A 22,457-nucleotide genomic window follows, 5' to 3' on the forward strand; every position below is an offset into this window, starting at 1 on the left:
TACAGCGCCCTCCCCTGGTTGTGAGAGAGGACGCGTTCATGGGCAGCCGCGATCCCGTCATTGCGAGGGCAGCGGTTTTGCGAACGCTCGAAGATCGCAATCGCATTGCTCCTGTGCGAATCGCCGCCCAAGCAAAGCCGTTACCAAAGCCCTGCCTTCATGGGCTCTCGATCAGCGCATCATCAGGATTTTGTTTCAATCCAGCGCACTCGCACGCAACTCCATTCCAATCTCATTTCAGATCGCAAATCAGATCATTCGCCTTCCGCATCAAGGCGGGACGCGAACTGCCATTTTAACCGCATCACCAATCCATGAATTGTCAAATCATGCTGCAGCGCATATAAAGCTGACAACGCTAGGGAGTGTCCAAGGAAGCGAAAGCGATTGCAGGCCATGCAATCGATCATCGTCACAGAAGGACCTCCCGATGACCATCAAGCACATCATTCCCGGCTCTCTTCTTGCCCTCGCGCTGCTGAGCGGCGCCGCCGTTGCCGGCGAGCTGCCGAGCTACGAAGTCGGCGCGCTGCCGGCCACCCCGCACCAACTCTCCGTCGTCGGTGCATCCGCCGCGCAGCAGACCATTGCGGTGAATGCCGACAGCGCCGCCTCGCCGCACCAGCTCGCCGTGCTCACCCAGCACCACCGCAGCGCTGCGCTCGTCGCTCCGATCACCGTGGGCAGCGTCCGCAACTAGGCAACGCGGGCAACCCATCGTCGGATAGGTAGCGCGCGTCTCGCCGAGCGAGGCCGCGCTCCCTGTTCGAGATAACGCGTGGCGTCGCGCGTGGTAAAGATCCCGGACATCCGCGCCGGGCAGCCCAGACGCCCGGCCCGCTGCACCTATTGGGTCTTCGACGCCAACGCTCTCCGCCTCCGTACCCGGCGCGGCGGCCGCGTCGTCGAGCCCAGCCGCACAGTCACATTCCGGCCGCCGGCGGCAAGACCATCCTGCGCGTGAATTGACCCGACGCCAGCCGGCTCGCCCGATTTCCCAACCGGGATCTCGCAGGGCGTCGCCGCGCGGGCCACGCATCACCAGCCATTATCAGCCTGACGCCACGCGCCGCGCCGATTGCCGGTCAAATCGCACATCCGCAATCATTATATGCGCTATTGCGCAAATACGAAAATACGAATATATTGCCGCCATGTCCGATCCCGTCCCGCTGCTCGCCGCTCTGGCCGAGCCGACTCGTCTCGCCGCCCTGCGCATCCTTTGGGACGGCGGCGAGCACTGCGTCTGCGAGCTCATGCGGCAGCTCCGAGCCAGCGCATCGCGCATGAGCCGGCACATGTCCGCCCTCAAGGCCGCCGGTCTCGTCATCGACCGGCGTGACGCCCAGTGGGTCCGGTATCGGCTGAGCCCTGACCTGACGTCCGATCGCCGCGCCATCCTCGACGCCGTCATGGCGGCCATGCCTGAGCCGAACAGGAGTGCAGCATGAAAACCGAAGCTTCGACCTATCCTGACGGGTCGGCATCGGCTGTGATCTGGATCATCGCGACGGCAGCTGCGATCGCATTGTGGTTCGCGGTCTACTGGCAGCTGGAAGCGTTCTCGGCATGGCTGGTATCGTCGCTGCCGGTGTCCCGCGACAGCCATCTGGAAGAAGCCGCGCGGTTCTTCGTGTTCGACGCGCCCAAGGTCCTGATGCTGATGACGCTGGTCGTGTTCGGCATGGGCGTCGTGCGCAGCTTTTTTTCAGCCGAGCGAACTCGCGCATTGCTCGCCGGCAAGCGCGAGGGCCTCGGCAATGTCGCGGCTGCGATCCTCGGCGTATTCACTCCCTTCTGCTCGTGCTCGGCGGTGCCGCTCTTCGTCGGCTTCGTCTCGGCTGGCGTCCCACTCGGCGTGACCTTCTCGTTCCTGATCGCGGCGCCAATGGTGAACGAGGTCGCGCTCGGCCTGCTGTTCGCGCTGGTCGGCTGGAGGATCGCCGCGATCTATCTGGCCTTCGGCCTGGCGGTCGCGATCGTGGCGGGATGGATCATCGGACGCCTGCATCTCGAAGGCTGGCTCGAGGCATGGGTTCGCAACGTGCGCGCGGGACAGGCGGATCTGCAGCCGGATTCGCCGACCGCCGCCGATCGGATCCGGGCCGGGATCGATGCGGTGCGCGACATCGTCGGCCGCGTCTGGGCATGGATCATCATTGGCATCGCGGCGGGCGCATTCATTCACGGCTATGTCCCGAACGACCTGCTCGCCTCGATCATGGGCAAGGACCAATGGTGGTCCGTGCCGGCCGTGGTGCTGATCGGCGTGCCGATGTACGCCAACGCTGCGGGCATCATTCCGGTCGTCGAGGCGCTGCTCGGCAAGGGTGCGGCGCTGGGAACGGTGCTCGCCTTCATGATGAGCGTCATCGCGCTTTCGTTTCCCGAGATGCTCATTCTGCGCAAGGTGCTGACGCTCCGGCTGATCGCTGTCTTCGCGGGCGTCGTCGCCGCCGGCATCGTCGCCGTCGGCTATCTCTTCAACGCCCTGTTCTGATGAAAGGACAAGCCCCATGAAGAACGTCAAGATTCTCGGCTCCGGCTGCAAGCGCTGTGTTCAGACCGCAGCAATGGCCTCCTCTGAAGCAAGCAAGCTCGGCATCGAGATCGAGCTGGAAAAGATCACGGACTTCGCCGACATCGCCCGGTTCGGCATCGCCTCGACGCCGGGCGTGGTGATCGACGGCAAAGTCGTCCATGCGGGCGGGCTGCCGAAGGCCGAGGACATGGCGAAATGGCTGTCGGCGTGATGGCGTTGCGTCCGCTGCTCGCAGCGGTCCTCCTGCTCGGCCCGGCTGTCGTGGCGCGCGCCGACGAACCGACGTGGACGCGGCGCATCATCGCGCCGGACACGGCGCTCAAAGCGGCACAGGCGGCGCTCGCGGAGTGCCGCAAACGCGGCTGGCAGGCTGCCGTGACCGTGAGCGATCCGTCGGGGCTCGCGCTGGTCACCCTGCGCGACCGTTTCGCCGGCTGGCATACCCTTGAGGCCGCGACGGGCAAGGCGAGGACGGCCGCGAGCTGGCGCGAGGCGACGAGCACGCTCGCAGCCCGGCTGGCACGACCGGACGCCGCGGAGCGGGCCATCGTCAACGTTCCCGGCGTTGTCATGGTCGGCGGCGGCATGCCAATAGAGGCCGCTGGCCAGCAGGTCGGAGCGATCGGCGTATCCGGCGCGCCCGGAGGCGACAACGACGACATCTGCGCGAAGGCCGGCATCGAAGCCGTCGCTGCGGACATCGCGTTCTGAGCGCTTGTACCGGCGTATCGCGAACGAGGACGGCCAACGCCGATCATTTTGCCGGAGGATACCGCGTTGTCTGACACGATGCCTCAATTGGACGAAACCTCATTCCGTGCCATCGACCGCGCGAAGCTGCTGGAGCCTGCGCTCTCCTCCCACCCTCCGCGAATCCTGCTGCTCTACGGATCGCTCCGGCAACGCTCGTTCAGCCGGCTGCTGACCGAGGAAGCGGCGCGCATTCTCGTGCGCTTCGGCGCGGAGACTCGGACTTTCGATCCGCGCGGCTTGCCGCTGGTCGACGACGCCGAGCCGGACCATCCGAAGGTCCGCGAGCTGCGCGATCTCGTGACCTGGTGCGAAGGCATGGTGTGGTGCTCGCCGGAGCGGCACGGCGCGATGACCGGTGTGATCAAGACCCAGATCGACTGGATCCCGCTGTCGCTCGGCGCCGTCCGGCCGACGCAGGGCAAGACGCTGGCGGTGATGCAGGTTTCTGGCGGCTCGCAGTCGTTCAACGCGGTCAATCAGCTTCGGGTGCTCGGCCGCTGGATGCGCCTGATCACCATTCCGAACCAGTCCTCGGTGCCCAAGGCCTTCGCGGAGTTCGACGACGCGGACCGCATGAAGCCGTCCCCCTATTACGATCGCCTCGTCGACGTGATGGAAGAGCTGGTCAAGTTCACGCTGCTGACGCGCGACCGCGCCGACTATCTGGTCGACCGCTATTCCGAGCGCAAGGAGAATGCCGAGGCGCTGTCGCAGCGGGTCAACCAGCGATCGCTCTGAGCCGGCGCTCCCGGGAGTTCGCGGATGGCGGCCACCAACTTCTGATAAAAATAATTACCTTGCGTATTTACGGAATTCATGATTGTATCCGCGCATCCCGCCTCACTGCGGAGGGGCGTTGCGCGCGATCGTCACGACACGCGAGGCGGGGAGCGATGGCCGCGAGAGATCGCAGCGTCTTCTCACGAGGGCGCGGACGAACGATCGCTTGCGGACGTGAAGTCGCAGCGTCCTGACACCCCGATGCTGGTGTCACGTTCGCGACGGCGCTGAAGCGCCGCGCGGACAATGGTGGCCAACAAGCCCGGCGCACCAGGGAGACTGCGTATAAGCGTGAAGACCGTCGCGCAGGGAATGCCGGTTGAATCGGCTTTGCCTGTGGTACCTGCCGCCTGCATTTTTTTTCGCAGGCGGGCCATGGGTGAGGCCTTCACCCGGCATTCCCTGCGCCCTCTGCATTCTCGCGAGGGACGAACTGATCGCAGGCCTCGGGCGCGATGCGCCGCGAGACTGCAAAGCTATGTCGATCGCTGTTTGAGCCGTGAATTCGCCTTGCGAACCGTCGTCGTCCCGGACAAGCCACGGCGCGCGCCAGCGCGTCGGGGCGCCGATCCGGGATCCATACGCCGCGGCCGTCGTGACGAGCAAACAGCCAATGATCAGCCCGCCCCAAACTGCTCCCTGGGGGCTATGGTCCCGGCTCGAGGCCGGGACGACAGCGGAGTGTGGAGCTGCCGCAGGGTGGGCAAAGCAGCGCCCGCAGGCGCAGCGTGCCCACCACCGTGCCGCGAGCTCGGAGCCGGATGGGTGGGCGCGGCGCGGGAGAGAGCGCCTTAGCAGGCGCACCTCACGGCGCGCCTTTGCCCACCCTACTGCATCGTGCCCTACTGCAGGCTCAACGCCACGAAGCGCAGCTCGCCGTCGGCGTTGGAGACGAGCAGCAGCACCGACTTCTTGCCGTCCTTCTTGAGCTGGTCGACGCGCTTCTTGATATCGGCGCCCGAGGTCACCGCCTCCTGGGCGACCTCGACGATGACGTCGCCGGCCGACAGCCGCTTCTCGGCGGCGTCGGAGGCCTGGTCAACACCGGTGACGACGACGCCCTTGACGCTGTCCTTGATCTTGTAGCGGGCGCGCAGGTCCTTCGACAACGCGGCGAGATCGAGCCCGAGCGCCTTCTGGGTCACCGGCTTCTCGGCCGGCTCGTCCTTCTTGATCGCCGCCTGCTGCACCTTCTCGGTGTCCTCGAGCCGGCCGAGCTTGACCTTGAGCGTCTGCTCCTGGCCCTTGCGGATGACGATGACGTCGACCTCCTTGCCGACGGCGGTGTCGGCGACGATGCGCGACAGGTCCTTCGGCTCCTTGATGTCATGGCCGTCGAACTTGACGACGACGTCGCCCGGCTCGATGCCGGCCGGCTTGGCCGGTCCCTTGTCGTCGACGCCGGCGACCAGCGCGCCGCGCGCCGGCTTGATGTTGAGGCTCTCCGCGATCTCGTCGGTGACGCCCTGGATGCGCACGCCGAGCCAGCCGCGGCGCAGCTCGCCGAACTGGCGCAACTGGTCGACGACGCCGGCCACGGTCTTCGAGGGCACCGCGAAGCCGATGCCGATCGAGCCGCCCGACGGCGAGATGATCAGCGTGTTGACGCCGATGACCTCGCCCTCGAGGTTGAACAGCGGGCCGCCGGAATTACCGCGGTTGATGGCGGCGTCGGTCTGGATGTAGCTGTCATAGGGCCCCGACGAGATGTCGCGGTTCTTGGCCGAGACGATGCCGGCGGTGACGGTGCCGCCGAGACTGAACGGGTTGCCGATCGCGACCACCCAGTCGCCCAGCCGCAGCTTGTCGGAGTCGCCGAACTTGACCACCGTCAGCGGCCGCGGCGGCTTGAACTTGAGCACCGCAAGGTCGGTCTTCTTGTCGACGCCGACCAGCTCGGCCTTGATCTTGGTGCCGTCGTTGAGGATCACGTTGATCTCATCGGCATCGGCAATGACGTGGTTGTTGGTGACGACAACGCCCGAGTCGTCGACGATGAAGCCCGAGCCCAGCGAGTTGGTGCGGCGCGGCGAGTTGTCGGCACCGCCCCGGCCGCCCGGACCGCCGCGGCGGTTCTTGAAGAAATCGTCGAAGAACTCCTCGAACGGCGAGCCGGGCGGCACCTGCGGATTGGCGTTCCGCCCCTCGGACGAGCCGCCCTTGGGCTCGACAGTTTGCGAGGTCGAGATGTTGACGACGGCGTCGATCACCTTTTCGGCGACATCGGCGATCCCCTCCGGCCCCCGCGCCGAGGCCGGGGCCGGCGCGAGCGCCCAGCCCGCGGCAAGGACCGCCGCGGTCAGGATCGGGCGCAGTCGACGGCTGAAAGCAAGGGTTGCGGTCATCGGGCGGATCTCCAGAAAAGTCGGCAAATTCAACTGTTACAGTGCGCCGGAACCGGCGGGGGACGCAAGCACGCCGGATCGGACCGCAGATTCATCATTGAGGGCGACCTAATACGGCAAAATGGCGCAGCCATCGCCTCACAATGGCGTTGGCCGGGCAGCAGACCGTCATTGCAGCGGTCGCGCCTCGTTCCTGTGCGACGGGGCACGCAAACGCACGACAATCCACCGCTCAGATCGGCCGCCGGATCACCCAGATCAGGACCAGGCCGGCCACCGCCGAGCCGATGCCGACTGCGCGCAGCACGTTGTCGGGCGTGGTCATCGCGGTCTTCATGGCCCGCCGCATCCACTCCGGACTGGCCGCGAACAACAGGCCTTCGAGCACGAACAGGATACCTAATCCGATGAGGAAATCGGAAAACGCAATGGACCTCATCGGACCCGGACCTCCCGTTCGATCTTCTTGATATGTAACGGGGCGAAGCAACGGCTTCGCCCCCTCCATGTCAACTCTTATTCGCCCCGATCAACGGCCCCGGCATCGAGGCAGGCGCCATCAGGGCTTGGGCGCCGGCACCGCGACGGCCGCCGTCGAGCTGGCGGTGGACGGCGTCTCCCCCGCCGGCTTCCCCGAGGGGTTGGCGAAGTAGCGGAAGAACTCCGAATCGGGCCGCAGCAGGAAGCGGGTGTCGCCGGATTTCAGACCGTTCTCATACGCCGCCATCGAGCGGTAGAAAGCGAAGAAGTCGCGGTCCTTGCTGTAGGCCTCGGCGAACAGCCGGTTGCGTTCGGCATCGCCGGCGCCGCGGGTCTGCTCCGCCTGCGAGTTGGCCTCGGCGACGATCACGGTGGCCTCGCGATCGGCCTTGGACCTGATCTCCTGGGCCTTCTGGCCGCCGAGCGCCCGGAACTCCTCGGCCTCGCGCTGCCGCTCGGTCTTCATCCGGTTGTACACCGCCTGGCTGTTGGCCTCCGGCAGGTCGGCGCGGCGGATGCGGACGTCCACCACCTGGATGCCATAGGCGTCGGCCTCCTTGTCGAGCTGATCGCGGATCTTGCGCATCAGCGCCTCGCGCTCGTCGCGCACGACTTGCGTGAAGGTGACCTCGCCGAGCACGCGGCGCAGCGCGGCGTTCAGCAGCGTGCCGAGCTGGACGTTGGCGGTCTGGATCGAACCGACGCTCTGGTAGAACTGCAGCGCGTTCTTGATCTTGTAGCGCGCGAAGGCGTCGACCACGAGCCGCTTCTGGTCGAACGCGATCACCTCCTGCGAGGGGTTCTCGAGGTCGAGGATGCGCTTGTCGATCGAGATCACGTTGTCGATGAACGGTGCCTTGAAGTTCAGACCGGGCTCCGTGACGACGTCGACCGGCTTGCCGAACCGCACCACCAGCGCCTGCTCGGTCTGGTTCACGGTGAACAGCGAGCTGTAGCCGATGACGACGAGCACGAGCACGACGACGAGCGCGACGATGCCTGCAACGGGGGACCTCATCGGACGCCTCCCTGCTGAGCGGCCGGCGCCGGACGGCGCGGCAAGAGATCGCCGAGCGGCAGCAGCGGCACGGGGCCGCCGGTGGCGCCGCTGTCGAGCACGAGCTTCTCCGAGCCACCGAGCACGCGCTCCATGGTCTCGAGATAGATCCGTTCGCGGGTCACGTCGGGCGCCTTCTTGTACTCGTCATAGACCTTGAGGAAGCGCGCGCTCTGGCCCTTGGCCTCGGCGATCGCCTGCTCCTTGTAGCCCTCGGCGACCTGCAGGATCTGCGCGGCACGACCGCGCGCATCCGGCACCACCTTGTTGGCATAGGTCTGGGCTTCGTTCTGGAGACGCTCGAGGTCGGCACGCGCCGCCTGGACGTCGCGGAATGCCTCGATCACCTGGGCCGGCGGATCGACCTTCTGCATCTGCACCTGGGTGATCTGGATTCCGGAGCCGTAATTGTCGAGCGTCTTCTGCATCAGTTCCTGCACGTTCTGCTCGATCACGGTGCGGGCACCGGTGAGGATCGGCTGGATGTTGGAGCGGCCGATCACCTCGCGCATCGCGCTCTCGGCCACCGCCTTCACGGTGCCCTCGGGGTTCTGGATGTTGAACAGGAAGTCGGCCGCGCCCTTCGGCTTGATGCGCCAGAGCACGGTGACGTCGACGTCGACGATGTTCTCGTCGCCGGTCAGCATCAGGCTTTCCTCGGGGACATCGCGACCGCCGCGGCCGCGCCGGCCGGGATCGTCATTGGCGGTGATGCCGATCGAGATCGAGTTGACGCGCAGCGCCTTGGGCAGCAGCACGGTCTCGATCGGGTAAGGCAGGTGATAGCGCAGGCCCGGCTGCTCATCACGGACATATTTGCCGAAGCGCAGCACGACGCCGAGCTCCTCGGACTGCACGCGGTAGATGCCGGAGGCGAGCCAGATGATGATGGCGCCGAGCACGATCAGGAGCACGCCCGCAGTGCCGAAACCGCCGCCCGGCACGAACTGCTGCAGCCGGTCCTGGCCGCGCCGCAGAAGATCTTCCAGGTCGGGCGGCCTTGGACCGACCGGTTGCGGTCCCGAGCCCCAGGGCCCCTTCGGACCCTGACCCCACGGGCCTCCGCCCTGATTCTTCCACGCCATCGATCGATCTCCTCCGAGAGGCTGAGTGTACACCAACGCCGGCCCCGACGGTCGCCGGGTTATAAGGGACGGCCCCGCCCCTTACAACGTAGCGCTCCAGCTAAGCCCGAACCGGGTTTTGTCAATGTAAACAGGGCCGGAAGCGCCGGTTTGCCGCGGCCTCAGCTCCGCCACGCGGCCAAACTGCGCGACTTCATCATTAACGGATGGTCTTGAGGGGGCCGTCGCGTCGATCCGACCGGCGAAACGCTCACCGCCGCCGGCGATAGGTGACGTAGGAGAATTCGGCCTGATCGTCGGGCCCCGAGGCATGGCGCTCCCGCGCCACCTCTTCCCATTGGGCCGGGTCGATCGCCGGAAACACGGTATCGCCAGGCGGGCTCGCATGCACCTCGGTGATCTCCAGCCGGTCGGCGACCGGCATCGTCGCAGCAAAGAGCTCGGTGCCTCCGATGACCGCGATCTCCGCGGCTGAACGCCGCAGCGCATCACCACGCGCGATGCCGAGCGCTTCATCGACGGTATGGGTCACGATCGCGCCCGGCGCGCGAAACTCGGCATCGCGGGTGACGACGATGTTGGTGCGGCCCGGCAGCGGCCGGCGCGGAAACGAGACGAAGGTCTTGCGGCCCATCACGATCGGGCGGCCCATGGTCATCGCCTTGAAGCGCTGCATGTCGCTCTTCTGCCGCCACGGGATCGCACCGGCGGCGCCGATGATGCCGTTGTCGGCGACCGCGACGATCAGCACGATCTCGATCACGGCGCCCTCTCCGCCAGTTGAGCCAGCGCTTCGCCGGTCACCTTGCATAGCGTCCACTCGTCCATGAGCTCGGCGCCGAGCGATTTGTAGAAAGTGATGGAAGGAGCATTCCAGTCGAGCACCGACCATTGCAGCCGCGCCCAGCCCTTTTCGACGCAGGTCCGCGCAAGGTGACCGAGCAAGGCCTGGCCGATGCCATTGCGGCGAAACGCCGGCCGCACGAACAGGTCTTCGATATAGATCCCTGGCTTGCCGGCAAACGTGGAGAAGTTGACGAACCAGACCGCGAAGCCCGCCACCGCGCCGTTCCATTCGGCGAGATCGCAGAACAGCGTCGGGTGCTCACAGAACAGCGCGCCGGCGATGTCGGCCTCGCTCGCGTCGACCTCGTGCGATAGCTTCTCGTAGTCGGCGAGGTCCCGGATCAGCGCGAATACGCTTCCGATGTCGTCAGGCCGGGCGCTACGGATCGAAACCGGCATGCGTCAGACCGCGACCTCGGCCTTGATATGCGGATGCGGATCGTAGCCGGCGAGTGCGAAGTCCTCGTAGCGGAAGCCGAAGATGTCCTTGACGTCCGGATTGAGCGTCATGGTCGGCAGCGGACGGGGAGCGCGCGTGAGCTGCAGGCGCGCCTGCTCGATATGGTTGGAATAGAGATGCACGTCGCCGAAGGAGTGCACGAATTCGCCGGGCTTCAATCCCGTCACCTGCGCCGCCATCATCGTCAGCAGCGCATAGGATGCGATGTTGAAGGGCACGCCGAGGAAGACGTCGGCCGAGCGCTGGTAGAGCTGGCACGACAATCTGCCGTTCACGACATAGAACTGGAACAGGCAGTGGCACGGCGGCAGCGCCATCTTCTCGACGTCGGCCGGGTTCCAGGCCGTCACGATCAGCCGGCGCGAATCCGGATTGCGCCTGATCATGTCGATCACGTTCGTGATCTGGTCGATATGACCGCCGTCCGGCGTCGGCCACGAGCGCCACTGATAGCCGTAGACGGGGCCGAGATCGCCATTGGCGTCGGCCCACTCGTCCCAGATGGTGACACCGTTGTCGTGCAGATATTTGATGTTGGTGTCGCCCTTCAGGAACCACAGCAGCTCGTGCACGATCGCCTTGAGCGGCAGCCGCTTGGTGGTCACCAGCGGAAAGCCGGCCGCAAGGTTGAAGCGCATCTGGTGGCCGAACACCGACAGCGTGCCGGTGCCGGTGCGGTCGTGCTTCTCAGCGCCGTCGGACAGGATGCGTTCGAGCAGGTCGTGATACTGGTGCATGGTGCGCGCTGGCGGCCTTTCGCAGAAGGCGGCGAATTTAACGACAGGGATCGCCCGGCCCTAGCCTCGACTCGGCCCGGCCGCCAATTATACCCCGAAAAATGTCGGCCACCGCTGCAAACGACAAGGGCGGAACCGCACGTTCCGCCCCCCCTCCCGATCCATGGCCGTTCCGTACCCAGCTCGCGGGCTTGAGGACCGCGGACCATTTGACGATCTCGCCCTTCACCAGCGTCCCGAGCGCCTCCGGCGTCCGGTCCGCCGACGCAGGTCAGCCTTCGCTCTCCACGAAGACCTCGTCGCGCTTGCGGCGCAACGTCGGCAGCACCGCCAGCACCAACAGCCCCGCCGCGATCGCGAGCAGCACGGCCGACAGCGGCCGCGTCAGGAACACCGACCAGTCGCCGCGCGAGATCAGCAGCGCCCGGCGCAGGTTCTCCTCCATCAACGGGCCCAGCACCATGCCGAGCAACAGCGGCGCCGGCTCGAAATCATGCTTGATCAGCCAGTAGCCGACGAGGCCGAACGCGCCCGCCAGGACGACGTCGACCGGCGCGTTGTTGACCGAATAGATGCCGATCGCGCAGAAGATCACGATCGACGGGAACATCAGCCGGTATGGCACGCGCAAGAGCCGCACCCAGATGCCGACCAGCGGCAGGTTGATGATGATCAGCATGAGATTACCGATCCACATCGAGGCGATCATGCCCCAGACCAGATCGGGCTGCTTCTGCATCACCTGCGGGCCCGGCACGATGCCGTGGATGGTCATCGCGCCGACCATCAGCGCCATGACCGCATTCGGCGGAATGCCGAGCGTCAGCAGCGGAATGAAGGAGGTCTGCGCCGCCGCATTATTGGCGCTCTCCGGCGCCGCGACGCCCTCGATCGCACCGCGACCGAACCGCGACGGATCTCGCGCGATCTTCTTCTCCAGCGTATAGGCCGCGAACGAGGCGATCACCGCACCTCCGCCCGGCAGGATGCCCAGGATCGAACCGAGCACCGTGCCGCGCAGGATCGCCGGCGCGGAGTCCTTCAGATCCTTCCTGGTTGGCATCAGGCCGGTGATCTTCTTCTGCACGAGGTCGCGGTCCATCTCCGCGCCGGCATCGAGATTGCGAATGATCTCGGCAAAGCCGAACACGCCCATCGCGACGGTGGCAAAGCCCAGGCCGTCGGCGAGCTCGGGAATATTGAAGGCCATGCGCGAGACGCCGGTCTCGATGTCCGAGCCGACCATCGACAGCAGCAGGCCGAGCACGATCATTGCGATCGCCTTCAGCACCGAGCCCTTCGCCAGCACGACTGCGAAGATCAGGCCCAGCACCATCAGCGAGAAATACTCGGCCGGGCCGAACGCCAGCGCGAGCTTGGTCAACGGCGCGCCGAGGATCGCAATCAGCACGGTGGCAACGCAGCCGGCGAAGAATGAGCCGATCGCGGCAATCGCCAGCGCCGGACCGGCACGGCCCTGCTTCGCCATCTGGAAGCCGTCGAGCGCGGTCACCACCGACGTCGCCTCGCCGGGAATGTTGACCAGGATGGAGGTCGTCGAGCCGCCATACTGGGCGCCGTAGTAGATGCCGGCCAGCATGATCAGCGCGCCGACCGGCGGCAGGCCGAAGGTGATCGGCAGCAACATCGCGACGGTGGCGATGGTCCCGATGCCCGGGAGAACGCCGACCAGCGTGCCGACCAGCGCGCCGATCAGGCACATCAGCAGATTGATTGGCGACAACGCGACGGCGAAACCGTGGGCGAGATTTGCAAACAGATCCATCACGCCCTCACTGCAAAAGGAAACGCGGCAACAGCGGCATCGGCAACCCCAGCACGTAGGGGAACAGCAGCGCGCAGCCGCCGGTCAGGCAGATGCCGACGATCAGGGCCTCGCGCCAGCGCGTCTCGGGGCTGCCGATCGCCGCGATCAGGAAGCTTGCAAGCCCCGTGACCAATAGTCCGAGCGGGCGAATGGAGACGGCGAAGGTCAGGATCGCGAGCGAGACGAACAGCGGTCCGCGCCAGTGATAGGTCGCAAGCTGCGCGCCTTCACTCACGACGCCGATCACGGCCACGGCAGCTCCGAGCCCTAGCAGCAGCAGACCGAACATCCGCGGCGCAGTTCCGGCACCGAACGAGAAGCCGCGCATGCCCTGCAGGTCGCTGGAGGCCCACAACGCGAACAGCGCGATCGCCATCAGCACGACGCCGCCGAAATAGTCCTGCGGCGCGCGTGGACGTACCATGAATGTGAACACCGCGACCGCGATCAGCGGATAGGTGTAGATGAGAGCCAGCAGAACATCGGAAGACAGCGAGGTCTTGCCGCTTGCGGCATATTGCTGCGCCAGGCTCGGGATCGCCATTGACAAGGCCGACGCATGGGCTCCAATGACCTGCAGCGGACCGCGTCCGGAGAGTGGACCTACAAGACCGGCCAAGGCGATCAGCAGTTCGATGATCTGGGGCGCGAAGGCAAGGACCAGAATGATCGATGCGCCGGTCACGCTGCGGGCGGCCGACATGCCCGCCGTTTCGCCCGACAATTGGCCCGTGGTCTCGGCCATGCCTCGCCCCCCCCCGATCGGCCTTGATGGCCGGCACTGTTTTCGTTCGGCGGCCCGGAGCAAACCGGTCGCGCTTCTATTTTGCCTAGCGACTTTCCCTAGAGAAGGCCAGCAAAACCAAGACAGCCGCCCGCGGCGAGCAGCCAGAGCGGATTGAGTCGCGTCATAGATGCAACGACTGCGGCAAGGACCGTCAGCGCGAACGCCCGCCACGTCTGGTCGGAAGCCTGACCGAGAATCCATGCGCTCGCCGCCATCAAGCCGATCGACAACGGCACCAGCGTCGCCTGCAGCATGGCGGGCCAGCGCGCCTCCCGCGCATTCGAGAGCCAGCGGCTGACAAAATAGGAGAGCACGGCGGTGGGACCGCACATCGCGATCGTCGCGACCGCCGCACCTGCCACGCCTGCGACCGAATAGCCGATCAGGGTGACGATCAGAACGTTGGGCCCGGGCGACAATTGCGAGAGTGCGAACAGATCGGCGAACTGTTTGTCCGTCATCCAGTGCCGGGCCTCGACTGCAACACGTTGCAGTTCGGGAATCGCCGCCACTGCGCCGCCAACCGCAAACAGCGAGATCAACGCAAAGGTCCAGAACAGCTGGAACAACGGATTGTCGTCCCCGCTCATCGTGCCGACCGCGTCTTGGCATAGGTGACGGCTAGGCTGAGCGGCACGGCCACCAGCAGAACCTCCTGAAGCGGCAGGCGCGCCAGCCCGATCGCCACGAACACGCCAGCCACGACGGCAACGCCCGCCACGTCGCTCTTCTTCAGGAGCGGCGAGATCATGCGAAACACCACCGACGCCAGCAGACCCACGGCCACGCAGGACACGCCTGCAAGCGCCCGTCGCCACGTGTCGGCTTGTCCAAAATGACCGTAGATGGCACCGAGAGAGGTGATCAGCAGCATCGGTGGTCCGAGCAGGCCTGCAAAGGCAGCGATTCCACCCGCGACACCGCGCAATCGCGCGCCGAACACCACGGAGAAATTCACGATGTTCGGTCCGGGCAGGAAATGACAGAGCGCGAAGGTCGCGTTGAACTCCTCCGCCGTCATCCAGTGATGCTCATCGACGATCGCACGCCGCGCGAACACCAGCACGCCGCCGAAGCCCGACAGCGACATTTTCGCGAATGCGAAGAAGAGCGTGCGGAGGCTGGGCGGGTGTCTGGCGATGTCGGCAGCGGGAGAGGCAACCTGCGCAGCTTCGGGAGGCATGCCGCACTGTAGGAGGACGAAAACCAGGCTGCCAAGGTCGAACCAGAGGTTCCCAGCAGCCGCCCACATTTTTGTCGCGCGCCGCGGCGTTTCGGCCCTGTGCATCCGCCGGCCGGCGGCCTATATAGGGGGTGCCGGCTTGCCGGCTATGGAAATAAATCGCCGTCGAAATAAACCATTCGGACCCGGGGGCGGTACCCGGCGCCTCCACCAAAGCCCACCGACGGATGGGTTTTGGCGGGGGCGAAATAGGATCGACGAGGGCGTAAAGGGCGAGCTTTTTCCCGGTATTGTTCCGCCGTTATCGGGCTACTGCAATAGTTGCCAACGACAACTTTGCTCCGGTTGCTCAGGCTGCGTAACGCAGTTTGAAAGACCACCTTAAAGTCCTAACGGGTTAAGCTCCGTTAGGCGGGGTTCGGAGGCACCTGGCAACAGAAGCCTCCACTTTCATTTGCCCCGCTTTGGCCGGTCTCCCCGTCGCGGGCCGTGCTGTCCCCAGTTTTTTGGCGCGTCATCCGTTCATTCCTCCGTTGACCGGACTTCCGCCAGCTTCTACCCGTTCCCATATCTGGCGATCGACCGGCATGGCTGCTGACCTCGGCACCGATGCCGGGTACGATGTGACTGACGCGAGTCGGGAATGCTGCTGCCTGCCGGGCGCGGCCGCTCGACACGTCGGGCGCAGCCCTCACGATACAGGACCGATCATGGCGACGGATCATATTCGATACGATGTGCTGGCGCGCGACGCGTTGCGCGGGGTGCTGCGCCGGGTGCTGACCGACGCTGCTGCCCATGGTCTCCCGGGCGAGCATCATTTCTTCATCACCTTCGTGTCCAAGGCCGAGGGCGTGAAGCTGTCGCCGCGGCTGCTCGCGCAATATCCGGAGGAGATGACGATCATCCTGCAACACCAGTTCTGGGATCTGGTGGTTTCGGAGGATCGGTTCGAGGTCGGCCTGTCGTTCGGCGGCATCCCTGAGCGCCTCGTGGTGCCGTTCCACGCGATCAAGAGCTTCTTCGATCCGTCGGTGCAATTCGGACTGCAGTTCGAGCCGTCGGAGGCGATTGCCGAGACGCCGCCAGCTCCGAAGCTGCCGGCCGCACCGGCGCCATCGGCCATCGCCGGTCCGCAGCCTGCGACACCGGCCGAGACCAGCGACGACAAGCCGCTCCCGCCAGCCTCGCCGGGAGAAGGCGCCGAGGTCGTGCGCCTGGACCGTTTCCGCAAGAAGTAGGCGCATTCGCCGCGCGCGGAACGCCGGTTGGACCACGAGATTGAAGCATGCTTGAACCGGTCGACGCCGGTTCACCACCAATCATGGGCATGCTTCATGGCACATTCAGCAAATCCATCATCGCACGGAGCGACGCGCACGGAGACCGACAGCTTCGGCCCGATCGAGGTCGCCGCCGATCGCTATTGGGGCGCGCAGACCGAGCGCAGCCGTCAGAATTTCCGCATCGGCCACGACCGCATGCCGATCGGCATCGTGCACGCGCTTGCGCTGGTGAAGATGGCCGCGGCCCAGACCAACCGCGAGCTCGGCCAGCTCGAGCCGCGCATGGCGGACGCCATCGTCCAAGCGGCGCAGGAGGTCATCGACGGCAAGCTCGACGACCACTTTCCGCTGGTCGTCTGGCAGACCGGCTCGGGCACCCAGAGCAACATGAACCTCAACGAGGTGATCGCCAATCGCGCCAGCGAGCTGCTGGGGGGCGAGCGCGGCACCAAGAAGCCCGTTCATCCGAACGACCACGTCAACATGAGCCAGTCGTCCAACGACTCGTTCCCGACCGCGATGCACATCGCCGCAGCGCGCGCGATCTCGGGCCATCTGGTGCCGGCGCTGTCGGAGCTGCTGGCGGCATTGCGCGCCAAGCAGGAGGCGTTCGCGGACATCGTCAAGATCGGCCGCACCCACACCCAGGACGCCACGCCGCTCACGCTGGGGCAGGAGTTCTCCGGCTACGCCGCGCAGGTCGAGAGCGCGATCGCAAGAATCGAGATTGCGGCGCGGGATCTCCTGCCGCTGGCGCAGGGCGGCACCGCCGTGGGCACCGGCCTGAACGCGGATCCGAAGTTCGCAAAGCTGTTCGCCAAGCATGTTGCCGACATCACCGGCCTGCCCTTCACCAGCGCGGCCAACAAATTCGAGGCGCTCGCGTCCAACGACGCCTATGTGTACACCCATGGTGCGCTGAATGCGGCGGCCGCCGGCCTGTTCAAGATCGCTAACGACATCCGCTTCCTCGGCTCAGGCCCGCGCTCCGGATTGGGAGAATTGATCCTGCCGGAGAACGAGCCGGGCTCCTCGATCATGCCGGGCAAGGTGAACCCGACGCAGTGCGAAGCGCTCACGATGGTGTGTTGCCAGGTGTTCGGCAATCACACGGCGATCACCATGGGCGGCAGTCAGGGTCATTTCGAACTGAACGTCTACAAACCATTGCTTTCACATTGCATGATGCAGTCCATACAATTACTAGGTGATTCAGCACGTTCATTCAGCGAACATTGCGTAACCGGTATTCAGGCCGACGCTGCTCGCATTCGCGAGCTGATGGAGCGCTCGCTGATGCTGGTGACAGCGCTTGCGCCGAAGATCGGCTACGACAACGCTGCCAAGGTCGCGAAATCAGCGCATCAGCGCGGCACCACGCTGAAACAAGAGGCCTTGCGGCTCGGTCTCGTCTCCGAGGACGAATTCGACCGCCTCGTTCAACCCGAGAGGATGACAAGGCCGGGGCGAGCGTAGCGGTAGCCCCGTAGTACTACGGGGGGTGATGCAATTCTCGCTGTTAACCCCTAAAGGATACTCTCGACTACAAGTTCTGCTGCGTTTGTTGAGTAAACAAATCCCGCTCGCAACGACGCGAATGGCCATCGAACTATCAGGGAGCGATGACATGATTGTCTGGAGAACGCCTGGGCTCATCCGCGCAATGCGCATGCTCTCGTCGCGACGTTCGATGGCTTAGATGATTGGAGCAAGCATGGGTGATGTCATCAACTTGAAGCGTTTCAGAAAGCGCGTGGAGCGCGATCAGGAAGCGAAGGTCGCCGAAAGCAACCGCGCTCGCTTCGGCAGGACGAAGTCCGAACGCGCAACTGACGCCCAACGCGACAAGCGCGCGAACGAATTACTCGATCAACATCGTATCAATGGCGAGGACGCGTGATGAAGTCGCCCGTCGTAAAACGTTCAATCGTGGTCGCAGGCCACAAGACCAGCGTCAGCCTCGAAGAGGCCTTCTGGAACGGCATGAAGGAGATTTCGGGTCTCCGTAACATGACCCTGTCCGAGCTGGTCGGAGAGATCGACAACAATCGCCAGCAGGGCAACCTGTCCTCGGCGATCCGGCTGTTCGTGCTCGACCACTTCAAGAGCCGCGCCGCAGCGTCTTCAGGCCTCGAGCCGAAGGCGGCGGTGGACACCCGGCACACGGCAGCCGCCGCGGCTCCTTGAGGCAGATCAGACGGCGATCCGCCCGGCCTGTTTAAAATCGCTCTAAGATGCCGCGGCATTTAACATGCCGCGCTTGACCTCTTGGCACGCGATTGAAAATACAGGCTATGAGCGAAATCTGCGATACAAGGCCGCCTCAGCCGCTCGGTCTCGCCCGGCGAGGCTATACCGGAACAATCCAGCATCTGGCTGCGGGCGGCGCAAGCTCGTCCCTGCCGGACGTCGAATTGGAGAGCCGGCTGATCGAACTGGGCTTCGTCGAGGGCGCCCGGGTCGAAATCCTGCATGAGGGGATCGTCGGGCGCGACCCGATCGCCGTGCGTGTCGACAACATCACCGTCGCGGTCCGCCGGCGCGAGGCCATGGCCGTCATCGTGGCATAGGCCGCGCGGAAAGCGTCGTCATGGAAAGCCCTCTGCTGCATCTGGCCCTGGTGGGTACGCCCAACAGCGGCAAGACCTCGCTGTTCAACGCGCTGACGGGAAGCCGCCAGAAGGTCGCGAACTATCCCGGGGTCACGGTCGAGCGCAAAGAGGGCGCCTTCGTCACCCCGCAGGGCCGCCAGATCTCGCTGGTCGACCTGCCCGGCACCTATTCCTTGCGCGGTCGCAGCCCTGACGAGGAAATCACCAGGGATTTCGTGCTGGGACGTGCCACCGGCGAGGTCCTGCCCGACCTGGTGTTGTGCGTTGCCGACTCTACCAACCTCAGGTTGACCATCCGGCTGCTGCTCGAGCTCAAGAGCACCGGCCGGCCGCTGGCGCTCGTGCTCAACATGTTCGACATCGCCAAGCGGCGCGGCGTAACGGTCGACGTCTCCGCGCTGTCGCAGGCGCTGGGCGTGCCGGTCGTGACGTCGATCGCCGTGCGCAAGGGCGGCACCGACGACCTGCTGCGGCTGACCGACGAGCTCCTGGCCCAGGCGGCCGCGGCCACCGGAGAGCGCGCCAACACCTGGCGTCCCCTCACGGTCCCGGAGCTGCGCGCCACCCAGCGCGAGGCCGACCGTATCATCGCGGAGACGGTCAGCCTGCCCGAGCGGCCCGATACCTGGACCGCCCGGATCGATGCCATCGCGCTGCATCCGGTCGGCGGCCTGCTGATCCTGCTGGCGATCCTGTTCGTGATGTTTCAGGGGGTGTTCGCCTGGGCCCAGCCGCTGATGCAGGTGCTATCGGCGGCTTTTGATGCGCTCGGCCAGCTCGTTCACGACGAGCTTCCCGAAGGCCTGCTGCAGAGCTTCCTGCAGAACGGGGTGATCTCGGGCGTCGGCAGCGTCATCGTCTTCCTGCCGCAGATCATCATCATCTTCCTGTTCATCCTGCTCCTGGAAGATTTCGGCTATATGGCGCGCGCGGCGTTCCTGATGGACCGCATCATGGGCGGCGCCGGGCTGCACGGCCGCGCCTTCATCCCGCTGCTCTCGAGCTTTGCCTGCGCCATTCCCGGCATCATGGCGACGCGCGTGATCGACAACCGGCGCGACCGGCTCACCACGATCCTGATCGCGCCGCTGATGACCTGCTCGGCGCGGATCCCGGTCTATACGCTGATCATTTCGGCCTTCATCCCGCCGACGAAGATCTGGGGCCTGGTCAACCTGCAGGGCCTGGTGATGTTCGGGCTCTACGCCGCCGGGATCATCAGCGCGCTGCTGGTGTCGTTCCTGGTCAAGTTCTTCCTGATGCGCGACTACCAGCCGGCGCCGTTCATGCTGGAGCTGCCGGACTACAAGATGCCGCGGTTGCGCAGCATCGCGATCGGCGTCTACACCCGCGCCAAGATGTTCCTGCAACGCGCCGGCACCACGATCTTCGCGATGATGGTGCTGATCTGGTTCCTGGCGTCGTTCCCGCAGCCGCCGGAGGGCGCGACCGAGCCCGCGATCAATTACAGCCTCGCGGCGATGATCGGCCAGGCGATCGCCCCCCTGCTCTCGCCCGTCGGCTTCAACTGGCAGATCGCGGTGGCGCTGGTACCCGGCATGGCCGCCCGCGAAGTCGCAGTCGCCGCGCTCGGCACCGTCTATGCGATCGAAGGCGGCAAGGAGGCCGCCGAGCAGATCGGACAGGTGCTGGCCAGCAAATGGAGCCTCGCCACGGCGCTGGCGCTGCTCGCCTGGTACATTTTCGCCCCCCAATGCGCCTCGACGCTCGCCGTCATCCGCCGAGAAACCGGCAGCTGGCGCTGGATGGCTGTCACCTTCTTCTACATGTTCGCGCTGGCCTATGCGGCGGCGTTCGCGACCTACCACATCGCGGTCGCGATGGGCGCGGGCTGAGCCCGCGCCCTCCGCGTCAGCTCGCGGCGTCGACATGCAGCGCGAAGCCGCGCGCGTCCGGCGCGCCGAGCTCAGGACGAAGCTGCATCGACGGGATCAGATAGTCGCCGTGGTTCTGCCGCCGATACGGAATCGGCTGATCCGTGAACAGCGTCCGCATCCGCGCGCGCAGTCGGTCAGCGATCTCAACAAATCCGGCCTCGTCGATCCGGCTCGCCTTGTGCGCCACGAAGGCCGGCAGCACGTCGAAGCCGGGATAGAACAGGATGCCATGGTTGATCGGAAACAGCAGATCGTCGATCGGCCCGTTGATGCCGCGCGCCGAATAGTGCTCCTCCCAGCCGCCGGTGGTCACGACCAGCATCGCGCGCTTGCCGGCAAACACACCCTCGCCATAGCGGTTGCCCCAGCGCTTGTCGCTGTGCTCGCCGACGCCATAGGTGAAGCCGTAGGAATACACCCGGTCGACCCAGCCCTTGAGAATCGCGGGCATCGTGAACCACCACAGCGGGAACTGCAGGATGACCGCGTCGGCCCACAAGAGCTTCTCTTGCTCGGCCCTAACGTCGTCAGTGAGCGTGTGCGTCTTGAAGGCCTCGCCCGACGCGGTGGCAACGTTGAGGCGCGCATCCGGCGGCAGTTGCGGAAAGTCGGCGCGATCCGCAGCCGCCTTCCAGCCGATCGCATAGAGATCCGAGACCCTGACCTGATGGCCTTGAGATTCGAGCTCGGCGGCCGCGACGTCGCGTAGGGCGCCGTTGAGCGAGCGGGGTTCGGGGTGGGCGGAGACGAGCAGCACATTCATGGCCTTGATCCCTTTGCTGGAACAGCCGGAACATAGACGCGCGCCCACCTATCCACTATATGGCATATATCGATAACATTATGCTGATTTATGGATAAGTCAGGCATCAGCCTCATCAACATGCGCAGCTTCGTCCGGGTTGCCGAGCGCGGCAGCCTGTCGGCGGTGGCGCGCGAGCTCGGGCTGGGCCAATCCACCATCTCGCGTCACCTTCAGGAATTGGAGGATGCGATCGGCGTGCCGCTGCTCAGCCGCACCACCCGGCGCGTCACCCTGACCGACGAAGGCAGCCGCTATTACGCGAACTGCGTCCAGATCCTCCGCCTGATCGACCAGGCCGGCGACGAGGCACGCGGTGCGCGTGGCGCCGCCGCCGGCACGATCCGGATCTCCTGTACGGCGGCCTTCGGGATCCTGCACATCACGCGGCTGGTCTTCGCGTTCCAGGATCGCTACCCGGATATCGCGATCGATCTCAATTTGACCGACGAGCGCATCGACCTCGTACGCGAGGGTGTCGACATCGCGCTGCGTCTCGCTCCGCTCACCGACAGTTCTCTGAAGCTGCGGCCGCTCGGCTACTCGCACCGGCTTCTTGTCGCCTCGCCGGACTATCTGGAGAAACGCGGCACGCCGCGCACGCCGCAGGAGCTGATCGGGCATGACGGCGTCCGCATGACCAACGTCGCGGGCAGCGAGTCGCTCGTCGTCATGGGACCCGACGGAGAACGCCATGAGGTGCCGTTCAGAGGCTGCTTCCGCACCAATCACGGACTCGCGGTTCGAGAGGCCGTGCTGTCCGGGCGCGGAATCGGCGGGAGCCATGCGTGGCTGGTCGACGACCTCATCGCGGCTGGCAGGCTGACGGTCATCCTGCCCGACCACCGTCTGCCATCGACTCCCCTCAACATGCTGATCGTCCCGGAGCGCGCCGGCATCGCGCGCGTGCGGCTGCTGATCGACTATCTCGCCGAGGAGATCGTCCGGCTGCCCGGCATCCGGCCCGAGCCCTGAG

26 protein-coding genes and 1 other RNA gene are annotated in these 22,457 nt (G+C 65.5%); 14 read left to right on the plus strand and 13 right to left on the minus strand.

Going from position 1 to position 22,457, the window contains the following annotated elements; translation table 11 throughout:
• Positions 1 to 254 precede the first annotated feature (254 nt).
• Positions 255 to 416 carry a hypothetical protein gene (locus QX073_RS18275; RefSeq protein WP_315769106.1) on the minus strand — a complete coding sequence of 54 codons (162 nt, stop codon included), beginning with the start codon at positions 414 to 416 and terminating at the stop codon, positions 255 to 257.
• A 14-nt stretch (positions 417 to 430) separates the two neighbouring features.
• Here QX073_RS18275 and QX073_RS18280 point away from each other — a divergent pair, with 14 nt between their 5' ends.
• From QX073_RS18280 to arsH, 6 genes are all read left to right on the plus strand, one after another.
• Positions 431 to 700: a hypothetical protein gene (locus tag QX073_RS18280; protein WP_315769108.1), complete on the plus strand. Its 270-nt coding sequence runs from the start codon at positions 431 to 433 to the stop codon at positions 698 to 700.
• 454 nt (positions 701 to 1,154) lie between these two features.
• Positions 1,155 to 1,451: a metalloregulator ArsR/SmtB family transcription factor gene (locus QX073_RS18285; RefSeq protein WP_316226135.1), complete on the plus strand. Its 297-nt coding sequence runs from the start codon at positions 1,155 to 1,157 to the stop codon at positions 1,449 to 1,451.
• A complete protein-coding gene (locus QX073_RS18290; protein WP_315769109.1) occupies positions 1,448 to 2,500 on the plus strand; it encodes a permease in 1,053 nt (350 codons plus the stop codon). Before QX073_RS18285 ends, QX073_RS18290 begins: the two co-directional genes overlap by 4 nt.
• Positions 2,501 to 2,516: 16 nt before the next feature.
• On the plus strand, positions 2,517 to 2,753 hold the full coding sequence (locus QX073_RS18295) for a thioredoxin family protein (RefSeq protein WP_315713355.1): 237 nt from the start codon (positions 2,517 to 2,519) through the stop codon (positions 2,751 to 2,753).
• On the plus strand, positions 2,738 to 3,253 hold the full coding sequence (locus QX073_RS18300; RefSeq protein ID WP_315752734.1) for a heme-binding protein: 516 nt from the start codon (positions 2,738 to 2,740) through the stop codon (positions 3,251 to 3,253). Before QX073_RS18295 ends, QX073_RS18300 begins: the two co-directional genes overlap by 16 nt.
• Before the next feature lie 78 nt (positions 3,254 to 3,331).
• The gene (gene arsH / locus QX073_RS18305; RefSeq protein ID WP_315769259.1) at positions 3,332 to 4,033 is read left to right on the plus strand and encodes an arsenical resistance protein ArsH; all 702 of its coding nucleotides are present in this window, start codon (positions 3,332 to 3,334) and stop codon (positions 4,031 to 4,033) included.
• 884 nt (positions 4,034 to 4,917) lie between these two features.
• Here the strand turns inward: arsH and QX073_RS18310 are convergent.
• From QX073_RS18310 to QX073_RS18360, 11 genes are all read right to left on the minus strand, one after another.
• Entirely contained in the window at positions 4,918 to 6,420 is a 1,503-nt protein-coding gene (locus QX073_RS18310; protein WP_315752480.1) for a Do family serine endopeptidase, read from the minus strand.
• A 232-nt stretch (positions 6,421 to 6,652) separates the two neighbouring features.
• Entirely contained in the window at positions 6,653 to 6,859 is a 207-nt protein-coding gene (locus QX073_RS18315) for a DUF2065 domain-containing protein (RefSeq protein ID WP_315713359.1), read from the minus strand.
• Between the two features lie 120 nt (positions 6,860 to 6,979).
• Positions 6,980 to 7,918, minus strand: coding sequence for a protease modulator HflC (gene hflC, locus QX073_RS18320; protein ID WP_316226136.1), 939 nt, complete (start codon positions 7,916 to 7,918; stop codon positions 6,980 to 6,982).
• On the minus strand, positions 7,915 to 9,042 hold the full coding sequence (gene hflK / locus QX073_RS18325) for an FtsH protease activity modulator HflK (RefSeq protein WP_315713361.1): 1,128 nt from the start codon (positions 9,040 to 9,042) through the stop codon (positions 7,915 to 7,917). The genes hflC and hflK overlap by 4 nt, the downstream gene beginning before the upstream one ends.
• A gap of 250 nt (positions 9,043 to 9,292) precedes the next feature.
• Positions 9,293 to 9,805 (minus strand): dihydrofolate reductase, encoded by a 513-nt coding sequence (locus tag QX073_RS18330; protein ID WP_315752478.1) that lies wholly within the window; start codon positions 9,803 to 9,805, stop codon positions 9,293 to 9,295.
• Positions 9,802 to 10,287, minus strand: coding sequence for a GNAT family N-acetyltransferase (locus QX073_RS18335; protein ID WP_315752477.1), 486 nt, complete (start codon positions 10,285 to 10,287; stop codon positions 9,802 to 9,804). The genes QX073_RS18330 and QX073_RS18335 overlap by 4 nt, the downstream gene beginning before the upstream one ends.
• A gap of 3 nt (positions 10,288 to 10,290) precedes the next feature.
• Positions 10,291 to 11,085: a thymidylate synthase gene (locus QX073_RS18340; protein ID WP_315713364.1), complete on the minus strand. Its 795-nt coding sequence runs from the start codon at positions 11,083 to 11,085 to the stop codon at positions 10,291 to 10,293.
• 271 nt (positions 11,086 to 11,356) lie between these two features.
• Positions 11,357 to 12,871 (minus strand): tripartite tricarboxylate transporter permease, encoded by a 1,515-nt coding sequence (locus QX073_RS18345; protein ID WP_315752476.1) that lies wholly within the window; start codon positions 12,869 to 12,871, stop codon positions 11,357 to 11,359.
• 7 nt (positions 12,872 to 12,878) lie between these two features.
• Complete coding sequence (locus QX073_RS18350) at positions 12,879 to 13,658, minus strand: tripartite tricarboxylate transporter TctB family protein (protein ID WP_315713366.1); 780 nt, start codon at positions 13,656 to 13,658, stop codon at positions 12,879 to 12,881.
• A gap of 98 nt (positions 13,659 to 13,756) precedes the next feature.
• Positions 13,757 to 14,290: a chromate transporter gene (locus QX073_RS18355; RefSeq protein ID WP_316226137.1), complete on the minus strand. Its 534-nt coding sequence runs from the start codon at positions 14,288 to 14,290 to the stop codon at positions 13,757 to 13,759.
• Entirely contained in the window at positions 14,287 to 14,883 is a 597-nt protein-coding gene (locus tag QX073_RS18360; RefSeq protein ID WP_315713652.1) for a chromate transporter, read from the minus strand. The genes QX073_RS18355 and QX073_RS18360 overlap by 4 nt, the downstream gene beginning before the upstream one ends.
• Positions 14,884 to 14,977: 94 nt before the next feature.
• Here QX073_RS18360 and ssrA point away from each other — a divergent pair.
• The 7 genes from ssrA (at position 14,978) to QX073_RS18395 (ending at position 20,637) form a co-directional block, all read left to right on the plus strand.
• Positions 14,978 to 15,332: a transfer-messenger RNA gene (ssrA, locus tag QX073_RS18365) on the plus strand.
• A gap of 261 nt (positions 15,333 to 15,593) precedes the next feature.
• A complete protein-coding gene (locus tag QX073_RS18370) occupies positions 15,594 to 16,124 on the plus strand; it encodes an SspB family protein (RefSeq protein ID WP_315752475.1) in 531 nt (176 codons plus the stop codon).
• A 96-nt stretch (positions 16,125 to 16,220) separates the two neighbouring features.
• Positions 16,221 to 17,645 (plus strand): class II fumarate hydratase, encoded by a 1,425-nt coding sequence (gene fumC / locus QX073_RS18375; RefSeq protein WP_315713369.1) that lies wholly within the window; start codon positions 16,221 to 16,223, stop codon positions 17,643 to 17,645.
• A 238-nt stretch (positions 17,646 to 17,883) separates the two neighbouring features.
• The gene (locus QX073_RS18380) at positions 17,884 to 18,069 is read left to right on the plus strand and encodes a DUF4169 family protein (RefSeq protein ID WP_315713370.1); all 186 of its coding nucleotides are present in this window, start codon (positions 17,884 to 17,886) and stop codon (positions 18,067 to 18,069) included.
• Positions 18,069 to 18,356: a ribbon-helix-helix domain-containing protein gene (locus QX073_RS18385; protein ID WP_315713371.1), complete on the plus strand. Its 288-nt coding sequence runs from the start codon at positions 18,069 to 18,071 to the stop codon at positions 18,354 to 18,356. Before QX073_RS18380 ends, QX073_RS18385 begins: the two co-directional genes overlap by 1 nt.
• A 107-nt stretch (positions 18,357 to 18,463) precedes the next feature.
• The gene (locus tag QX073_RS18390) at positions 18,464 to 18,739 is read left to right on the plus strand and encodes a ferrous iron transport protein A (protein WP_315713372.1); all 276 of its coding nucleotides are present in this window, start codon (positions 18,464 to 18,466) and stop codon (positions 18,737 to 18,739) included.
• Between the two features lie 20 nt (positions 18,740 to 18,759).
• On the plus strand, positions 18,760 to 20,637 hold the full coding sequence (locus tag QX073_RS18395; RefSeq protein ID WP_316226138.1) for a ferrous iron transporter B: 1,878 nt from the start codon (positions 18,760 to 18,762) through the stop codon (positions 20,635 to 20,637).
• 16 nt (positions 20,638 to 20,653) lie between these two features.
• On the opposite strand, the gene QX073_RS18400 is transcribed toward QX073_RS18395, so the two are convergent.
• A complete protein-coding gene (locus tag QX073_RS18400) occupies positions 20,654 to 21,442 on the minus strand; it encodes an NAD(P)H-dependent oxidoreductase (protein WP_316226139.1) in 789 nt (262 codons plus the stop codon).
• Between the two features lie 90 nt (positions 21,443 to 21,532).
• On the opposite strand from QX073_RS18400, the gene QX073_RS18405 reads away from it, so the two are divergent.
• Positions 21,533 to 22,456 (plus strand): LysR family transcriptional regulator, encoded by a 924-nt coding sequence (locus QX073_RS18405; RefSeq protein WP_316183978.1) that lies wholly within the window; start codon positions 21,533 to 21,535, stop codon positions 22,454 to 22,456.
• The last annotated feature ends 1 nt before the right edge of the window (position 22,457 follow it).

This window comes from Bradyrhizobium sp. SZCCHNS3052, from assembly GCF_032484495.1.
GTDB lineage: Bacteria > Pseudomonadota > Alphaproteobacteria > Rhizobiales > Xanthobacteraceae > Bradyrhizobium.

What these genes read in the sequence shown, in the direction of transcription:
- QX073_RS18360 (WP_315713652.1), bottom strand. Translation starts at nt 14,883, where the DNA reads ATGCCTCCCGAAGCTGCGCAGGTTGCCTCTCCCGCTGCCGACATCGCC.
- arsH (WP_315769259.1), top strand. Translation starts at nt 3,332, where the DNA reads ATGCCTCAATTGGACGAAACCTCATTCCGTGCCATCGACCGCGCGAAG.
- QX073_RS18310 (WP_315752480.1), bottom strand. Translation starts at nt 6,420, where the DNA reads ATGACCGCAACCCTTGCTTTCAGCCGTCGACTGCGCCCGATCCTGACC.
- QX073_RS18280 (WP_315769108.1), top strand. Translation starts at nt 431, where the DNA reads ATGACCATCAAGCACATCATTCCCGGCTCTCTTCTTGCCCTCGCGCTG.
- QX073_RS18380 (WP_315713370.1), top strand. Translation starts at nt 17,884, where the DNA reads ATGGGTGATGTCATCAACTTGAAGCGTTTCAGAAAGCGCGTGGAGCGC.
- hflC (WP_316226136.1), bottom strand. Translation starts at nt 7,918, where the DNA reads ATGAGGTCCCCCGTTGCAGGCATCGTCGCGCTCGTCGTCGTGCTCGTG.
- QX073_RS18315 (WP_315713359.1), bottom strand. Translation starts at nt 6,859, where the DNA reads ATGAGGTCCATTGCGTTTTCCGATTTCCTCATCGGATTAGGTATCCTG.
- QX073_RS18295 (WP_315713355.1), top strand. Translation starts at nt 2,517, where the DNA reads ATGAAGAACGTCAAGATTCTCGGCTCCGGCTGCAAGCGCTGTGTTCAG.
- QX073_RS18370 (WP_315752475.1), top strand. Translation starts at nt 15,594, where the DNA reads ATGGCGACGGATCATATTCGATACGATGTGCTGGCGCGCGACGCGTTG.
- fumC (WP_315713369.1), top strand. Translation starts at nt 16,221, where the DNA reads ATGGCACATTCAGCAAATCCATCATCGCACGGAGCGACGCGCACGGAG.
- hflK (WP_315713361.1), bottom strand. Translation starts at nt 9,042, where the DNA reads ATGGCGTGGAAGAATCAGGGCGGAGGCCCGTGGGGTCAGGGTCCGAAG.
- QX073_RS18390 (WP_315713372.1), top strand. Translation starts at nt 18,464, where the DNA reads ATGAGCGAAATCTGCGATACAAGGCCGCCTCAGCCGCTCGGTCTCGCC.
- QX073_RS18300 (WP_315752734.1), top strand. Translation starts at nt 2,738, where the DNA reads ATGGCTGTCGGCGTGATGGCGTTGCGTCCGCTGCTCGCAGCGGTCCTC.
- QX073_RS18400 (WP_316226139.1), bottom strand. Translation starts at nt 21,442, where the DNA reads ATGAATGTGCTGCTCGTCTCCGCCCACCCCGAACCCCGCTCGCTCAAC.
- QX073_RS18340 (WP_315713364.1), bottom strand. Translation starts at nt 11,085, where the DNA reads ATGCACCAGTATCACGACCTGCTCGAACGCATCCTGTCCGACGGCGCT.
- QX073_RS18285 (WP_316226135.1), top strand. Translation starts at nt 1,155, where the DNA reads ATGTCCGATCCCGTCCCGCTGCTCGCCGCTCTGGCCGAGCCGACTCGT.
- QX073_RS18350 (WP_315713366.1), bottom strand. Translation starts at nt 13,658, where the DNA reads ATGGCCGAGACCACGGGCCAATTGTCGGGCGAAACGGCGGGCATGTCG.
- QX073_RS18385 (WP_315713371.1), top strand. Translation starts at nt 18,069, where the DNA reads ATGAAGTCGCCCGTCGTAAAACGTTCAATCGTGGTCGCAGGCCACAAG.
- QX073_RS18405 (WP_316183978.1), top strand. Translation starts at nt 21,533, where the DNA reads ATGGATAAGTCAGGCATCAGCCTCATCAACATGCGCAGCTTCGTCCGG.
- QX073_RS18290 (WP_315769109.1), top strand. Translation starts at nt 1,448, where the DNA reads ATGAAAACCGAAGCTTCGACCTATCCTGACGGGTCGGCATCGGCTGTG.
- QX073_RS18345 (WP_315752476.1), bottom strand. Translation starts at nt 12,871, where the DNA reads ATGGATCTGTTTGCAAATCTCGCCCACGGTTTCGCCGTCGCGTTGTCG.
- QX073_RS18395 (WP_316226138.1), top strand. Translation starts at nt 18,760, where the DNA reads ATGGAAAGCCCTCTGCTGCATCTGGCCCTGGTGGGTACGCCCAACAGC.
- QX073_RS18355 (WP_316226137.1), bottom strand. Translation starts at nt 14,290, where the DNA reads ATGAGCGGGGACGACAATCCGTTGTTCCAGCTGTTCTGGACCTTTGCG.
- QX073_RS18335 (WP_315752477.1), bottom strand. Translation starts at nt 10,287, where the DNA reads ATGCCGGTTTCGATCCGTAGCGCCCGGCCTGACGACATCGGAAGCGTA.